Source organism: Streptomyces sp. NPDC007856 (genome assembly GCF_042868225.1).
GTDB lineage: Bacteria > Actinomycetota > Actinomycetes > Streptomycetales > Streptomycetaceae > Streptomyces.
In genome coordinates, this window is the sequence record NZ_JBIAEC010000010.1 from 35,000 (window position 1) to 50,102 (window position 15,103).

The following is a 15,103-nucleotide window of genomic DNA, read 5'->3' on the forward strand; positions in this document are numbered from 1 at the left end:
GAAAGGATGACTTCCGGGCGTACGGGAGGCCACTTCTGCGCACCATCGGCCTGTCCTTCGGCGCCCTCCTGCCCACCCTCGCCTGAACACACGGCTCGCTCGTCGCGCCCTGAAGGGGCGCGGGGAACTGCGCGGCCAGCCACGACGGTGCGGCAGGCGACGGATGGAGGATCGCGGCACCTCCAGCGGAGCACTTCGTGCGGATCGAGCATGCGGCCGAGATCCGCGAACCGATCCCCGACGCCCGGCCGGCGGTGCTGCCCGGCACCACCCGTCTGGCGCTCATGCGCCGCACGGCCCTGCCGCTGCTGCACGAGTTCCTGGACTGAAGCGTGCGGGCCGGTCAGAACACCGAGAGCCCGGTCAGCGTGGTGAACCGGTCGAGGGCCGCCACTCCGGCCACCGAGTTGCCGCGCTCGTCCAGGCCCGGGCTCCACACGCACAGCGTGCACCGGCCCGGTACGACGGCAGCGTGCGGGCCGGTCAGAACACCGAGAGCCCGGTCAGCGTGGTGAACCGGTCGAGGGCCGCCACTCCGGCCACCGAGTTGCCGCGCTCGTCCAGGCCCGGGCTCCACACGCACAGCGTGCACCGGCCCGGTACGACGGCGATGATCCCGCCGCCGACGCCGCTCTTGCCGGGCAGGCCCACACGGTAGGCGAAGTCCCCGGCCGCGTCGTACGTCCCGCAGGTCAGCATCACGGCGTTGACCTGCTTGGCCTGGCTGCGGGTGAGCAGCCGGCCGCCGTCGGCGCGGATGCCGTGCCGGGCGAGGAAGCCGGTGGCGAGGGCGAGGTCGGCGCAGGAGGCGGTGATCGAGCACTGCCGGAAGTACTGGTCGAGCAGGGTCGGCACGTCGTTGTCGATGTTGCCGTAGGACGCCATGAAATGCGCGAGGGCGGCGTTGCGGTCGCCGTGGGTGGTCTCGGAGGCGGCGACCTCCTTGTCGAAGTCCAGGGTGGCGTTGCCGCTCTCGGTGCGCAGAAAGGTGAGCAGCTCGCCGGCCGCGTCACCGGTACGGGTCTGGAGGCGGTCGGTGACGACGAGGGCGCCCGCGTTGATGAAAGGATTCCGCGGGATGCCGTTCTCGTACTCCAGCTGGACCAGGGAATTGAAGGGGTTGCCGGAGGGCTCACGGCCCACGTGCTCCCAGAGTTCGTCGCCCTCGCGGGCCAGGTCCAGGGCCAGGGTGAAGACCTTGGTGATGGACTGCGTGGAGAACGGCTCGCGCCAGTCCCCCACCCCGTACACCGTGCCGTCCAGCTCGGCGACGGCCATGCCGAAGCGGCGGGGATCGCAGGCGGCGAGGGCCGGGATGTAGTCGGCGGCCCGGCCGCGGCCGGGTGTGCGCTCGATCTCCTCGGCGATGCGCTCCAGGACCGGCAGGAAGGTGAGGGACGACGTCGTTGTCATGATCACCATTGTGCCTCCGGACCGGCCCTGGAGCCCATTCGCGTACGGGTTGATATCTGCCCGTAACCGCAGGTCAGGTGGCAGGTGCCCCGCTGCCCGCGACGACCTCGGGGCACAGCAGCTCGGCGAGCCGCTCGGCCGGCAGGAGGCCCTTCTCCAGGACGAGTTCGGCCACGCCCCGGCCGCTGACGAGCGCCTCCTTGGCGATCTCGGTGGCGGCCGTGTACCCGATGTGCGGGTTGAGGGCGGTGACCAGGCCGATGGAGTTCTCCACGGCGGCGCGCAGCCGGCCGGTGTTGGCGGTGATGCCGGACACGCAGCGCTCGGCCAGGGTGAGGCAGGCGCTCTGCAGGTGCGTGATGGACTCCGACAGGGAGTGCAGGATGATCGGCTCGAAGGCGTTGAGCTGGAGCTGTCCGGCCTCGGCGGCCATGGTGATGGCGACGTCGTTGCCGATCACCTCGAAGGCGACCTGGTTGACCACCTCGGGGATCACCGGATTGACCTTGCCCGGCATGATGGACGAACCGGCCTGCACCGGCGGCAGGTTGATCTCACCGAGACCCGCGCGCGGACCGGAGGACAGCAGCCGCAGGTCGTTGCAGGTCTTGGAGAGCTTGACCGCGATCCGCTTCAGCACGCCGGACATCTGCACGAAGGCACCGCAGTCCTGGGTGGCCTCGACCAGGTTGGCGGCGGTGACCAGCGGCAGCCCGGTGATGTCGGCCAGGTGCCGGCGGGCGGCCTCGGCGTAGCCGGCCGGGGCGTTGAGGCCCGTACCGATCGCCGTGGCACCGAGGTTGATCTCATGGATCAACTCGACGGCCTCGGCGAGACGACTGCGGTCCTCCTCGATCATGACGGCGAATGCGGAGAACTCCTGACCGAGCGTCATCGGCACGGCGTCCTGCAACTGTGTACGGCCCATCTTGAGCACGTCACGGAACTCAACGGCCTTGCGGGCGAAGGCGTCCTGCAGTACGGCCATCGCCTTGAGCAGTCCACGGACCGCGAACACCGTCGCTGTCCTGACGGCGGTCGGGTAGACGTCATTGGTGGACTGACCGAGGTTGACGTCCTCATTGGGGTGCAGATACATGTACTCGCCCTTGGCGTGACCGAGCAGCTCCAGCGCCCGGTTGGCCACGACCTCGTTGGCGTTCATGTTGGTGGACGTGCCGGCGCCGCCCTGGATGACGTCGACGACGAACTGGTCGTGCAGCTTGCCCGTCCGGATCTCCTGGCAGGCGGCCACGATCGCGCGCGCCTTCTCCGGCGCCAGCAGGCCGAGTTCCTCGTTGGCGAGGGCGGCGGCCTCCTTGACGGCGGCCAGGGCGTCGATCAGATGCGGGTAGGCGGAGATCGGGGTGCCGGTGATGGGGAAGTTCTCCGTCGCGCGCAGGGTGTGCACACCCCAGTAGGCGTCGGCGGGTACGTCGCGGTCGCCGAGCAGATCGTGCTCACTGCGCGTGGTGGCGGCGGTCATGAGGGTACGGTCCTCTTTCTGAGGTACGGAAGTGAAGGCGCCCCCGAAAGGGGCGCGGGGCGGTGCTCGATATGCGGCTCCGTCGCGCGGGCGCGATCAACCACAACGGACCCGCGGCTGCAGGACGGCCGATCCAGCCGAGGGCTACGCGCAGGCAGTGAACGGAACCGGATCCAGCGCACGCACAGCCCGCACGCAGCCCACCGGCTCCCCGCCCCCGAGCAACGGCTCTCCGGCGAACTCGGTCAGCAACTCGGGATCCACGCCCGCGCGAGCGAGCGCCGCCGCCGCGACCGGGATCCGCGCCCGATTCGCCCCGTCGGCGATCTTCACGGCGATGGCACGGCCATCCGGCAGGGCAGCGACCTGAACGCCCTCGAACCCGTCCTTGGCGAGCAACCCCGGCACGGCCCGCATGAGCGCGGCGACATCGCGCCCCGAGCCGGAGGCCATCTCGGCGTGCGTGCGCATCGCGTCGGCGACGCGGGCCTCGGGCGTGCCGGGGGCGGCCGAGGTGATCCGGGACAGGGCGCGGGCGAGGCCGTGCAGGGAGATGGCGAAGAGCGGCGCGCCGCAGCCGTCCACGGTGACCCGGGCGACCCGCTGGCCGGTCAGGTCCTCGACGATCTCCTGGATCGCCTGCTGGAGCGGGTGCTCCGGGTCGAGGTAGTCACCCAGGGACCAGCCGTTGAGCTTGGCGGTCCACAGCATGGCCGCGTGCTTGCCGGAGCAGTTCTGGGCGAGCCGGGAGGGCATGCGGCCCTCGCGCACCCAGGAGTCCCGGACGACCGGGTCGAACGGCATGTCGGGGACGTTGCGCAGGTCGTCCTCGGTGAGCCCGGCGAGTTCGAGGATGCGCCGGGTGCCGGCCAGGTGGCGGTCCTCGCCGGAGTGGCTGGCGGCGGCCAGCGACAGCAGTTCGCCGTCCAGCGGCAGCCCGGCCCGCAGCATGGCCACGGCCTGGAGGGGCTTGACGGCCGAGCGCGGGTAGAAGGCGGCCTCGATGTCGCCGAGTTGGAACTCCACCCGGCCGTCGGCGCCGAGGACGACGACGGAGCCGTGGTGGATGCCCTCGACGACTCCACCGCGGATGAGGTGGGCGACCGGGGCGTGGAGTGGTTCGCGGACGAGGGGTGCGTCTGCGGGGGAACTGCTGTACATCACTGCCTGCATCGATGGGTTGGGACGCCCGGGTCGCGGGTCACGCGTCGGCGCCGGTGGATGTGCGGGATATCCGGCCGCGGATGCCGTACCAGCCCGCGACCAGGGTTGCGACGATCAGCGGCAGACAGAGCACGGTGGTGCGTCCGGCGCCGCCGTCGGCGTACATGAGGACCAGGACGGAGGCGAGGAACGCCAGCGTCACGACCTCGGTCCAGGGAGAGCCCGGCAGCCGGTACGACGGCCGGGTCAGCTCGCCCTTCCGGGTCTTCTGCCAGAAGAGCAGGTGACAGAGCATGATCATGCCCCAGGTCGCGAGGATGCCGATCGCCGCGAAGTTGAGGACGATCTCGAACGCGTCGGCGGGGACGACGTAGTTGAGGCCCACGCCGAGGACACAGATTCCGCTGGTGAGCAGGATGCCGCCGTACGGGACCTGGCTGCGGCTCATCCGCGCGGTGAACTTCGGGGCCGAGCCGCTCATGGCCATGGAGCGCAGGATGCGACCGGTGGAGTAGAGGCCGGAGTTCAGCGAGGACATGGCGGCGGTGAGCACGACCAGGTTCATCACGTCGCCGGCCGCCGGGATGCCGATGTGCGACAGGACCGTCACGAAGGGGCTCTGGCCGGCGCTGTACGCGTTCCAGGGCATCAGCATGGACAGCAGGACGACGGAGCCGACGTAGAACAGGCCCACCCGCCACATGATCGAGTTGATCGCCTTCGGCATGATCTTCTCGGGGTTCTCGGTCTCACCGGCGGCCACGCCGACCAGCTCGACGGAGGCGTAGGCGAAGACGACACCCTGGATGATCAGCAGCATGGGCAGCAGGCCGTTGGGGAAGATGCCGCCGTTGTCGGTGATCAGGGACGGGCCGGGGTGGTGGCCGGCCACCGGGTGCTGGGTGACCAGCAGGAAGATGCCGATCGCCATGAAGACCACGAGCGCGCCGACCTTGACGATCGCGAACCAGAACTCCAGTTCGCCGAAGATCTTCACCGAGATCAGGTTCACGGTCAGGACGACCGCCAGGGCTATCAGCGCGATCACCCACTGCGGGATGTCGGAGAACATGCCCCAGTAGTGGGTGTAGGTGGCGACCGCGGTGATGTCGGCGATGCCGGTGGTCGCCCAGTTGAGGAAGTACATCCAGCCCGCGGTGTAGGCGCCCTTCTCGCCCAGGAACTCCCGGGCGTACGACACGAAGGCGCCGGAGGACGGGCGGTACAGGACGAGTTCGCCGAGGGCGCGTACGACCAGGAAGGCGAAGACGCCGCAGACGGCGTAGGCGATGAACAGGGAGGGCCCGGCGTCGGCGAGCCGGCCGCCCGCGCCAAGGAAGAGGCCGGTGCCGATGGCTCCGCCGATGGCGATCATGTTGACGTGCCGGTGCTTCAGGCCTTTGCTGTAGCCGGCGTCTCCGGCGTCGACATGGCCGGACGAGGGGCGCGTCTCGTCTTTGAGGTGCTGCTCGCTCACGCCTCGGGTCCGCCTTCCGTGGGTAGATCGTCCGTCCGCTGGGGACGGACGATGTCGGTGAGGGTCGTCTCGACGCGGTCCAGGTGGTGACTCATGGCCTGGACGGCGTCGTGTTCGGAACCGTCGATCAGCGCTTCGACGATGGCCCGGTGCTCGCGGTTGGACTGCTCGCGGCGGCCGCCCAGCTCGTTCAGGAAGGCCGACTGACGCGCCAGTGCGTCGCGGATCTCCTCGATGACCCGGCGGAAGACCGGGTTCTGGGCGGCTTCGGCGATCGCGAGGTGGAAGAGGGTGTCCATCGCGACCCAGGCCGTGGTGTCCGTCTCCCGCTCCATGCGGTCGAGCAGATGGGCCAGGTGGTCCAGGTTCTCCGGGGTGCGGCGCACGGCCGCGTAGCCCGCGACCGGGATCTCGATGTGTCGGCGCACCTCCAGCAGGTCGCTGGCCGCGTAGTCGCCGAAGGTGGGGTCCTCGACGGCGTTCGCGACGACGAAGGTGCCCTTGCCGGTCCGGGAGACCGTGAGGCCCATCGTCTGCAGCGCGCGCAGCGCCTCGCGCAGCACGGGCCGGGACACCTCGAGGGTGCGGCACAGCTCGGCCTCGGAGGGGAGCTTGTCGCCGATGGCGTACTCGCCGCGTTCGATGGCGCCGCGCAGGTGGGCGAGGACCGCTTCCATGGCGCTCACACGCCGGGGACCCAGACCACCTGTCTGGCTGTCTGACAGGTTCACGGGAGCGATCCTGCGGGTTGCGTGCCCGCACTGTCAAGACATCGCGTAAGGAAACATTCACGGGGTGCGGCGCCTGAATGCAGGCATCCGCACCCCGTGGGTGATCAGGAGGGTTCGGTCAGGCGTTGAGCACACCCGTGGCGAGCAGGCCGAGCAGCCCCACGCCGATGACGATCCGGTAGATCACGAAGGCGTTGAAGGAGTGCTTGGCGACGAACTTCAGCAGCCAGGCGATGGAGGCGTAGGCGACCACGAAGGAGACGATGGTGCCGACGGCGAGCGGCGCCGCGCCCACGCCCGCGCCGAGGGCGTCCTTGAGCTCGTAGATGCCGGCGCCGGTCAGGGCCGGGATGCCGAGGAAGAAGGACAGCCGGGTGGCGGCGACACGGTCCAGGTCCAGGATGAGCGCGGTGGACATGGTGGCGCCGGAGCGGGAGAAGCCGGGGAAGAGCAGGGCGAGGATCTGCGAGCAGCCGACCCACATCGCGTCCTTGAACGAGGTGTCGTCCTCACCGCGCTTGTGCCGGCCCATCTGGTCCGCGCACCACATCACGACGGAACCGAGGATCAGGGAGCCCGCGACGACCCAGAGGGAGCCAAGCGGCCCGTCGATCAGCGGCTTGGCGGCCAGGCCCACCAGCACGATCGGGATGGTGGCGTAGATGACCCACCAGGCGAACTTGTAGTCGTGGTGGTAGCGCTCCTCGCGGTTGGTCAGACCGCGGAACCAGGCCGAGACGATCCGCTTGATGTCCTTGAAGAAGTACACGAGCACGGCGGCGATGGCGCCGACCTGGATGACGGCGGAGAACCCGACGACGGACTTGTCGTCGACGGGGATGTTCATGAGCCCCTCGGTGATCTTGAGGTGACCGGTGGAGGACACCGGGAGGAACTCGGTCACCCCCTCGACTACTCCGAGGACGACGGCCTGACCGACGGAGATGGCGCTCATGGGATCCAGTTCTGAGGAGAGTTGGTCGACATTGTTGTAGACAGTACTTGTTGCGTCCGGCGCTCCGGCAAGCGCCTAGGACCACAGGGTGGCGGCGATCGAGACTCCGGCGAAGGCGGCGGCGAGCCCCGACACCACGCTCCCCACGACGTTGGCGGCAGCGTAGAGGCCCGAGCCCGCCTCGGACAGCCGCAGTGTCTCGTAGGAGAAGGTCGAGTACGTAGTCAGCGCTCCGCAGAACCCGGTGCCCACGAGCAGCTGCAGATGGGGCCCGGCCGCCCCGGCGGTGAAGGCGCCCGTGAGCAGCCCGAGGATCAGCGAGCCGGTGACGTTCACCATGAAGGTGCCCCAGGGGAAGACGGAGTCATGCCGGGCCTGCACGGCACGGTCGGCGAGATAGCGCAGCGGTGCGCCGACCACGGCCCCCGCAATGACGAGCAGCCAGTTCACAACGACTTCTTACCCTTCGGCTTCGTGCCCTCGGGGCCGCCGGTGCGCCCCACGTACCGGACGACCTCGCACTCCTCCAGGGTCACGAGCCCCTCCTCGACGAGTTCGTCGAGCTGCGGCAGGAACGCCCGTACCCGCTCCTCGGTGTCCACGACGACGACCGCCACGGGCAGGTCCTCGCTCAGGGAGAGCAGGCGGGAGGTGTGGATGAGAGAGGAGGCGCCGAAGCCCTCGATGCCCCGGAAGACGCTCGCCCCGGCGAGGCCGGCCGCGTGTGCGCGGTGCACGATCTCGGAGTAGAGGGGCTTGTGGTGCCAGGTGTCGTCCTCGCCGATGTAGACGGTCAGCCTGAGGGCGCGGCCGGTGAGTGACGTCATCGCTTCCTCCTGATCAGCACACGGCGCGCGGCGACGGAGGCGAGCCACACCGCGGCGAGGGCCGCGCACAGCGTCGCGGCGAGGTAGGCGAGCCCGAGGCCCGGGCGGCCCGCGTCCACCAGCTTGCGGATGTCGACGGCGTAGGTGGAGAAGGTGGTGAAGCCGCCGAGCACGCCGGTGCCGAAGAAGGGGCGTACGAGGCGGTGGGCGGCCCACACGTCGGTGATGAGCACCATGAAGACGCCGATCACCGCGCAGCCGATGACGTTGGTGAGGAAGGTCGCCCAGGGGAAGCCGCCGGGCGGCGTGGGCCAGGCGAGGGCGAGGCCGTAGCGGGCGCACGCGCCGAGGGCGCCGCCGAGGGCGACCATCGCGACGACGGGTATCTGGGCACGCCACTCCGGCCGCCGCCGTGGGGTGGGGCGGACGCGGAGGCTCTGCGCTTCCGGGGCTGTCATGCTGGTGCGTCTCCTGTTCGGCCCGCCCTGTCGGGTGATCACGGCCGGGCACCAGCGTACCGCCGTGTCAGCGGGCCGCGGTCCGTGCGCAGACCGCGACACCGGACTCCCACAGGCTGCCGAGGACGAGGTGGTCCCCGCTCGCGCAGACGCTGGTGACCATGCGGAAGCCGGAGCGGCGGCGGGTGAGGTGCCGGACCGTCCGCCCGCTGTCGTCGAGGGCCATCACCCCGATCGTCCCGCTCGGGCGGTACGGCGCGTGTACGGCGGCCCGGGCTGCGGCGCCGCGCACCGCGGGCGGCGTGCGGTGCAGAAGGTCCAGCGGCGGAACCCGGGGACCGGCGAGCGCGACCCAGAGCGGGCCGTCGGGGCCCTCGCGCCAGAGGTTGTCCGGCATGCCGGGCAGCGTGGCGAAGAGGTCGGCGTGGCCGGCGCGCGGACCGGTGAGGTGGTAGCGGGTGAGGCGGCAGGCGCCGGTCTCGGCGATCACCAGGAAGCCGCCGTCGGCACTCCCCGCCAGTCCGTTGGCGAACTGCAGCCCGTCCAGCAGGACTTCGGGCTCACCGCCTTCCGGAGGCAGGCGCAGCAGCCGTCCGGTGCCGGTGTGCTCGACGATGTCGCCGATCCACTGGTCCAGTGGGTAGCGGCGGCTGGAGACGGTGAAGTACACGGTGCCGTCGGGCAGGGCGACGACGTTGCTGCAGAAGCGGAGCCGCTCCCCCGCCGCCGAGTCGGCGAGTACGCGGACGGTGCCGACGGCGCCTTCGCCGGGATCGACGCGCAGCAGTCCGCGTTCCGCGTCGCACACCAGCAGGGCGCCGTCCGGCAGGGGTTCGAGTCCGAGTGGACGGCCGCCGGTCTCGGCCAGCACCTCCACGCGGGCCGTGCGCCGGTCGCCGGGGTGGTGGACGCGCAGGATCCGGCCGTCCTCCACTCCGGTCAGCACGCTTCCGTGCGCGTCGACGACGACGTCCTCGGGGCCGCGGGCGCCCAGGGGGACGTGGTGGAGCGGGACGAGTGCCGTGGGTCGGTCCATGCGCGTGCCCTTCGCGGTCGGGTCGGCCCATTACGACTGTGTCGTCCCCTCACCACCCCTTCTCGAAAACCCGGGCCACCTCCGCGATGCGGATCTCGTCGCGCCGGTAGCAGGTGCCCCGGTAGCTGCGGCGGGTGCGCAGCAGGCCGAGGCGGGTGAGGAAGTCCAGGTGGGCGACGGCGGTCCGGCGGGGCACGCCCAGCTTGGCGGCGACGGCGCGCGCGGTGACTCCCGTGTCGGCGAGGTCGCGGCGACGGGGCGCCGAAAAGTGGTCCGCGGGGTCCTTGAGCCATTCCAGAATCGACTGCCGCACCCGGCCCGAGGGAGTTCCCATCATCCGTCCGCCTCCGTCCCCGACCTCCTCGTACGCAGTGTTCCCACTGTCGCGCGGCCGACTCCGGCACGTCCGGGACTCGACGGTCGTTGTCCGGTACCGAACGGCCGTACGACCGAGCGGGTGTACATGACCCCGGAAAATCGGCGAAGGCCCGGCCGCCCCTTACGGCCGGGCCCATCACCGGTGGTTCAGCGGTGGCCACCGGGGAGCCCGCAACCGGTCAGGATCGAAGAAGCCGGAGCGGGCTCCCCGGTCCTAGCGTGAGGTACACCGGCGGAAAACCCGTCGGGCCACGCACCGCAGAAGGAGAGTCCCATGACCGCCGGCGTGCAGACGATCATCTACCCCGTCAAGGACAAGGACCGTGCCAAGGCTCTGTTCACCGCCCTGCTGGGGGTCGAGCCGTACGCGGACCAGCCCTACTACGTCGGCTTCAAGGCCGAGGGACAGGACATCGGCCTCGACCCGAACGGGCATGCCCAGGGCCTGACCGGGCCGGTGCCGTTCTGGCACGTCACCGACCTCCGGGAGCGGCTCGCGGCCCTGCTCGCGGCGGGCGCCGAGGTGGTCCAGGACGTGCGGGACGTCGGCAACGGCCGGCTGATCGCCTCCGTGAAGGACCCCGACGGCAACCTGATCGGTCTGCTCCAGGACCCGGCCGCCTGAGCACCGCCACCTCCGCTCGCACCGGCACTAGTTGCACACTCAACGATTGGCCGGATCGGTGCTACGGTGCGGGTATGGCAGTGAAGACGGCCGAGGCCCGGCTCGAGGAACGCTGGCGGGACATCCTCGCCGTGCACGCGCGCACGATGTGCGAGATCGACCGGGCCCTGCATCCGCACGGGCTGGGCGCCAGCGACTTCGAGGTGCTGGACATCCTGGCGACCGAGTCGCCCGCGGAGGGCGACCAGTGCCGGGTGCAGAACCTGGTCGGCCGGGTCCATCTCAGCCAGAGCGCGCTGTCCCGGCTGATCGGCCGGCTGGAGAAGGACGGGCTGGTGGAGCGCTCGGTGTGCGCGGAGGACCGGCGCGGGGTGTGGGTGGCGCTGACCCCCAAGGGCCGCGCGCTGCACGCCGAGGTGCTGCCGCTGCAGCGCGAAGTGCTGGCGCGCATGCTGACCGGGCAGGAGCGCTGGAGCGCCGGGCAGGATCACTAGAGCACCAGCTCGGCCCCGTCGGGCAGGACCTCGACGCCCTCCTCTGCGACACGCGCGTGTGCCGCTGAGGCGGGGTCGAGCAGCGGGTTCGTGTTGTTGAGGTGGGTGTAGATCCGGCGTGCGCCCGGATGCCGGGCCAGGGCGGCGAGGCTGCCGTCCGGTCCGGTGACCGGCAGGTGCCCCATGGCGGCCTGCCCGGCGCCGGACCGCACCGCCGTGCCCATCTCGTCGGCCGCGTAGAAGGTGCCGTCCAGCAGCACGCAGTCGGCCTCGGCGCACAGGTCGTCCAGCGCCGGAGTCCAGGCGCCCACACAGGGCGCGTACACCAGCACTCCCCCACTGGCCAGTGACTCCACCCGGTACGCCGTCACCCACGGGCCGGCCGGTCCCGGCGCCTGCACCGGCACGTACTTCGGGATCTTCACACCCACCGGATGGGCCGTGACCACCAGCCCGCCGGCCAGCACGAACCCGCCGTCGGCCAGGCTGTCCGGCCATTCCCAGTGGGCATAGCGGTCCAGGGCGGCCCGGGCGGGGGCCAGCACGGTGCGGACCGGCGGGGCCGCGTAGACCTTCAACCCCGCCGCGCCGCGCAGGCCGGCGAGGCCGGTGACGTGGTCGGCCTCGGCGTCGGTGAGCAGGACGCCGCGGAGCGGGCTGTCCCGGGGGCCGGGTCCCGGCCACAGCGCCGGTGTGGCGGCGACCTGGGTGCGCAGGTCGGGCGAGGCGTTCAGCAGCCACCAGTCGCGGCCGTTGCCGGTGACGGCCACGCACTCCTGGGTCCGGGAGGGCAGCTTGCCGTCCCTTGCCGCCGTACACAGCGAGCAGGCGCAGTTCCACTGCGGGAAGCCACCACCGGCGGCGGTTCCCAGCAGGACGACCCTCACGACCATCCGCTCCTTCGACATGCGTCCGGACCTGTTCTCGCTGGGGATCTTCCCGTGTCGGGCCGGGGACTACCCGGCGGCGGGGGGCAGTTCCGGCCGTCCTGCGCCCGGCCGGCGGTCCGCCGGGCGCTCGGGCGGGATCGGCCCACCGGGGAAGTCGCGGGGACCGGTCCACAGAGCGGGTACGGCGTCGCAGCGCCGGCACAGTTCGTAGGCGATCGCCTCGTAGTTGACCCGCCAGCCCCGGAAGTGCGGCCAGGCCTCCTTCGGCGGGCGCTCGGCTCGGAACCCGGCCGACTCCAGGATGGCCACGGCCGCGTCGAACTCGGCGAAGGTGAGCCTGATGGCCGTGTCCGGCGACGGGTCGGCGTCGAAGGGGATGCGCAGCGCGCGGGCGATGTCGCGCAGGGCGGTGAAGCCGGCCCGCAGCACCAGCCGGGCCTCCGGCGGGGCGAGCCGCGGCGCCAGGGCCAGCTGCATCGCGGCCGCGTCCATCACCGCGACGAGACCGACCAGCCAGCTGCGGTGCGGGCGCGGGGAGCGGAAGGTCAGCAGGACCGGGTACGTCGAGTGGCTCTCGCCCATGTCCGAGGCGAGGCGTTCCCAGGCGCGGTACAGCGTCGGCAGCGCGGTCTCGGTGTCGACCAGCCACTGCCGGGCGAGGATCTCCGGCCCCCAGGCGGGCTCGCCGGCCCGTGCCTGGAGCAGGGTGACCTCCAGTTCGCGGCGGTTGTAGGCGGCGTACAGGGTGGGCAGATAGGCGATCTGCAGCGCGATCACGACCGGTCCGGTGGCCGCGGCGACGAAGTCGAGCACGGACAGCTTCAGCCGGGCGCCGCCGGCGAAGCCGAGCGTGAACAGGCTGGACCCCGCCTCCCGGAACGAGGTGGTCCAGGACAGCGGGGACAGCGAGTACAGCAGGAGGCCGAAGCCGAGCAACGCACCGGCGAGCCACGTGGCGAGCATGCCGATGAGCATCAGCGGGGCCAGCCAGGTCTGTGCGCGGTCGATGGACGCGTAGTCCTTGCGGACGGCGGTGACCCGGAGGATTCGGCGCAGGGCCCACCAGAGGCGGAAGACCAGCACGGAGTAGAGGCCCCGGGGGACCACGAGGGTGCGGAGAATGCTGGTCAGGACCAGCACCAGGACCAGTGCCCCTGCCGCGCCGGCGATGTATTCCATGGGCCCATTTTTGTCGCCCATGGGGGTGGGGTGATCGCTTTCCTGCGCGGGTGCGGGTCGCCGGCGGTGTCTCGCGCCGTTCCCCACCGCCCCTCGGGGCGCTTCGTCAGCGGGCCAGCAGCGTGCGCACCCCCTGTGAGGTGAGCGTCAGGGCGTGGGTGGAGTTGCCGTCTATGGCCAGGGAGAGGTCCTCGTCGGGCCACTGGGAGGCCAGGGCGCCGAGGGGGATGAGGCGGTAGCGGGAGACGAAGGGCAGGAGCTCGGCCATCTCGCCCTCCGTGGTGAAGACGGGGACGACCGGGTCGCCTCCGGGCTGTTCCAGGACGGGCAGGGCCACGGTCGTGGCGTCGGCGCCTTCCCCGTCGACCGCGTCGTCCGGCACGGGGACGAGCACGTCACTGTGGGCGAGGACGTCCAGCGCGCTCTGGTCCTCGGCGTTCACGGTCAGCGCGTCCAGCGCCTGCTGGGCCGGCGTCGGCAGGTCGTTGTGTGCGGGTGTCTCCATGGCAGATCCCCAGGTAGCGACGGTCGTACAGGAGGGGGCGGAACCGCGCCCCAGGCGTGCTTCGCCTCGCGTACCCGGTGGGCCGCGGGACATGCGTGAGGATCCACGGGAGATCCGGTGACGGCCCGGCTCCGGTGGACGCCGGGGGCGGTGGAAATCCACGGGCAGGGCGATCGTCGCGCGTGCGGGTCGCCCGGGCTCCAGCGTGGCCGCATGCCGATGCAGCCATGATTCCGCGACGCCAAGCTGGGGATCTTCGTCCACTGGGGCATCTACGCGGTGGACGGGGTCCCGGAGTCCTGGTCGTTCTACACCGGACAGGTGTCCCACGAGCAGTACATGAAGCAGCTGGGCGGCTTCACCGCGTCCCGCTACGACCCGCGTGCCTGGGCCGACCTGTTCGCCCGTGCCGGTCCCCGGTACGCCGTGCTCACCGCGCGCCATCACGACGGTGTGGCCCTGTGGGACAGCGCCCACGGCGATCTGAACGTGGTGCGCCGCACGCCGGCGGGGCGCGACCTGATCGCCGGATACGCCGACGCGCTGCGCGAACGCGGCCTGCGGGTGGGTCTCCACTACTCCCACTCGGACTGGAATCAACCCGACTACGCGAGCGTGCGGCACCCCGACCCGGACGAGTATCCCCCGAACCCCCTGGCGCACGCCCGGCCCGGCGAGGAGGATCCGGCGGCCTGGGCGCGGTTCCTCGCCTACCGGGACGGTCAGGTCGGGGAGCTGGTGGAGCGGTTCCGGCCGGATCTGCTGTGGTTCGACGGCGAAGGGGAGCGCACCGAGGAGCAGTGGGGCCTGGACGCCCTGGCCGCGCGGATCCTGGCCGGCAACCCGGAGACGGTCCTCAACGCGCGCATGCTGAGCCACGGCGACTACGCCACCCCGGAACAGGGCGTGCCGCTCCGGGCGCCCGACGGACCCTGGGAGTTGTGCCTGACCGTCAACGACTCCTGGGGTTTCCAGCACGGGGACCACAACCACAAGTCGGTGCGCCAGTTGGTGCGTTACTTCACGGAGACGATCGGCGCGGGCGCCAACCTGCTGCTCGACGTGGGCCCGCGCGAGGACGGCACGATCCCCGCGGAGCAGGCGGAGCGCCTGGCGGGGCTCGGGGCGTGGCTCGGGGCGTGGCTCGGCCGGCACGCCGAGGCCGTGTACAGCACGGTGGCCGGCCTGCCGCCGGGACATCACTACGGTCCGAGCACCCTGTCGGCCGACCGGCGGACGCCGTACCTCGTGTGCTTGACGTCCCGCGCGAGACGGTGTCCGTGCGCGGGCTGCGCAACCGGGTGCGCCGGGTGAGCGTGCTCGGGACGGGCACCGAGCTGGGCCACCGGGTCACGGGCGGGCTGGACGAGGTGCCGGGCGTGACCTGGCTGGACGCGCCGGCGGCGGAGCACGTGGCCGAGTACGCCAGGTGCTCGCCCGTGGAACTCGACGGAGAGCTGGACCTCTACCGGGGGGGACGGGGCG

The 15,103-nt window shown here is 71.4% G+C and carries 17 protein-coding genes and 2 pseudogenes; 4 read left to right on the forward strand and 15 right to left on the reverse strand.

Annotation, left to right across the window (positions count from 1 at the left end):
* Nucleotides 1-197 precede the first annotated feature (197 nt).
* A complete protein-coding gene (locus tag ACFYOH_RS23405; RefSeq protein WP_388628543.1) occupies nt 198-329 on the forward strand; it encodes a hypothetical protein in 132 nt (43 codons plus the stop codon).
* Nucleotides 330-343: 14 nt separating this feature from the next.
* Here ACFYOH_RS23405 and ACFYOH_RS23410 read toward each other — a convergent pair.
* From ACFYOH_RS23410 to ACFYOH_RS23465, 12 genes and pseudogenes are all read right to left on the reverse strand, one after another.
* A pseudogene (locus ACFYOH_RS23410) lies at nt 344-469 on the reverse strand (glutaminase); the annotation flags it as partial.
* Between the two features lie 14 nt (nt 470-483).
* Nucleotides 484-1,422 (reverse strand): glutaminase, encoded by a 939-nt coding sequence (locus ACFYOH_RS23415; protein WP_388628545.1) that lies wholly within the window; start codon nt 1,420-1,422, stop codon nt 484-486.
* Between the two features lie 64 nt (nt 1,423-1,486).
* The gene (gene aspA, locus ACFYOH_RS23420; protein WP_388628548.1) at nt 1,487-2,899 is read right to left on the reverse strand and encodes an aspartate ammonia-lyase; all 1,413 of its coding nucleotides are present in this window, start codon (nt 2,897-2,899) and stop codon (nt 1,487-1,489) included.
* A gap of 144 nt (nt 2,900-3,043) precedes the next feature.
* A complete protein-coding gene (locus tag ACFYOH_RS23425) occupies nt 3,044-4,060 on the reverse strand; it encodes an asparaginase (RefSeq protein ID WP_388628550.1) in 1,017 nt (338 codons plus the stop codon).
* Nucleotides 4,061-4,100: 40 nt separating this feature from the next.
* Nucleotides 4,101-5,540 (reverse strand): amino acid permease, encoded by a 1,440-nt coding sequence (locus ACFYOH_RS23430; protein WP_388628553.1) that lies wholly within the window; start codon nt 5,538-5,540, stop codon nt 4,101-4,103.
* Complete coding sequence (locus ACFYOH_RS23435) at nt 5,537-6,217, reverse strand: FadR/GntR family transcriptional regulator (RefSeq protein WP_388629238.1); 681 nt, start codon at nt 6,215-6,217, stop codon at nt 5,537-5,539. The genes ACFYOH_RS23430 and ACFYOH_RS23435 overlap by 4 nt, the downstream gene beginning before the upstream one ends.
* A gap of 172 nt (nt 6,218-6,389) precedes the next feature.
* A complete protein-coding gene (locus ACFYOH_RS23440) occupies nt 6,390-7,226 on the reverse strand; it encodes an undecaprenyl-diphosphate phosphatase (protein ID WP_388628556.1) in 837 nt (278 codons plus the stop codon).
* 75 nt (nt 7,227-7,301) lie between these two features.
* Nucleotides 7,302-7,676 carry a fluoride efflux transporter CrcB gene (gene crcB, locus ACFYOH_RS23445; RefSeq protein WP_388628559.1) on the reverse strand — a complete coding sequence of 125 codons (375 nt, stop codon included), beginning with the start codon at nt 7,674-7,676 and terminating at the stop codon, nt 7,302-7,304.
* On the reverse strand, nt 7,673-8,053 hold the full coding sequence (locus tag ACFYOH_RS23450) for a DUF190 domain-containing protein (protein WP_388628562.1): 381 nt from the start codon (nt 8,051-8,053) through the stop codon (nt 7,673-7,675). The genes crcB (ACFYOH_RS23445) and ACFYOH_RS23450 overlap by 4 nt, the downstream gene beginning before the upstream one ends.
* Nucleotides 8,050-8,511, reverse strand: a complete 462-nt coding sequence (gene crcB, locus ACFYOH_RS23455) for a fluoride efflux transporter CrcB (protein ID WP_388628565.1) — start codon at nt 8,509-8,511, stop codon at nt 8,050-8,052. Before crcB (ACFYOH_RS23455) ends, ACFYOH_RS23450 begins: the two co-directional genes overlap by 4 nt.
* Before the next feature lie 67 nt (nt 8,512-8,578).
* A complete protein-coding gene (locus ACFYOH_RS23460) occupies nt 8,579-9,547 on the reverse strand; it encodes an SMP-30/gluconolactonase/LRE family protein (RefSeq protein WP_388628568.1) in 969 nt (322 codons plus the stop codon).
* 49 nt (nt 9,548-9,596) lie between these two features.
* Nucleotides 9,597-9,884 carry an ArsR family transcriptional regulator gene (locus ACFYOH_RS23465; protein WP_388628571.1) on the reverse strand — a complete coding sequence of 96 codons (288 nt, stop codon included), beginning with the start codon at nt 9,882-9,884 and terminating at the stop codon, nt 9,597-9,599.
* Nucleotides 9,885-10,199: 315 nt separating this feature from the next.
* On the opposite strand from ACFYOH_RS23465, the gene ACFYOH_RS23470 reads away from it, so the two are divergent.
* Together ACFYOH_RS23470 and ACFYOH_RS23475 are read left to right on the forward strand one after the other, a co-directional pair.
* Nucleotides 10,200-10,550, forward strand: a complete 351-nt coding sequence (locus ACFYOH_RS23470; RefSeq protein ID WP_388628574.1) for a VOC family protein — start codon at nt 10,200-10,202, stop codon at nt 10,548-10,550.
* Between the two features lie 74 nt (nt 10,551-10,624).
* On the forward strand, nt 10,625-11,044 hold the full coding sequence (locus ACFYOH_RS23475) for a MarR family winged helix-turn-helix transcriptional regulator (protein ID WP_388628577.1): 420 nt from the start codon (nt 10,625-10,627) through the stop codon (nt 11,042-11,044).
* Here ACFYOH_RS23475 and pqqB read toward each other — a convergent pair.
* The 3 genes from pqqB to ACFYOH_RS23490 all read right to left on the reverse strand — a co-directional run bounded on the left by pqqB (nt 11,041) and on the right by ACFYOH_RS23490 (nt 13,618).
* Nucleotides 11,041-11,952, reverse strand: coding sequence for a pyrroloquinoline quinone biosynthesis protein PqqB (gene pqqB, locus ACFYOH_RS23480; protein ID WP_388628580.1), 912 nt, complete (start codon nt 11,950-11,952; stop codon nt 11,041-11,043). The genes ACFYOH_RS23475 and pqqB overlap by 4 nt on opposite strands.
* 48 nt (nt 11,953-12,000) lie before the next feature.
* Nucleotides 12,001-13,113, reverse strand: a complete 1,113-nt coding sequence (locus tag ACFYOH_RS23485) for a hypothetical protein (RefSeq protein ID WP_388628583.1) — start codon at nt 13,111-13,113, stop codon at nt 12,001-12,003.
* 106 nt (nt 13,114-13,219) lie between these two features.
* A complete protein-coding gene (locus ACFYOH_RS23490; protein ID WP_388628585.1) occupies nt 13,220-13,618 on the reverse strand; it encodes an SseB family protein in 399 nt (132 codons plus the stop codon).
* Nucleotides 13,619-13,864: 246 nt separating this feature from the next.
* Between ACFYOH_RS23490 and ACFYOH_RS23495 the strand changes: the two are divergent.
* Nucleotides 13,865-15,093 (forward strand): annotated as a pseudogene (locus tag ACFYOH_RS23495) (alpha-L-fucosidase); the annotation flags it as partial.
* Nucleotides 15,094-15,103 lie beyond the last annotated feature (10 nt).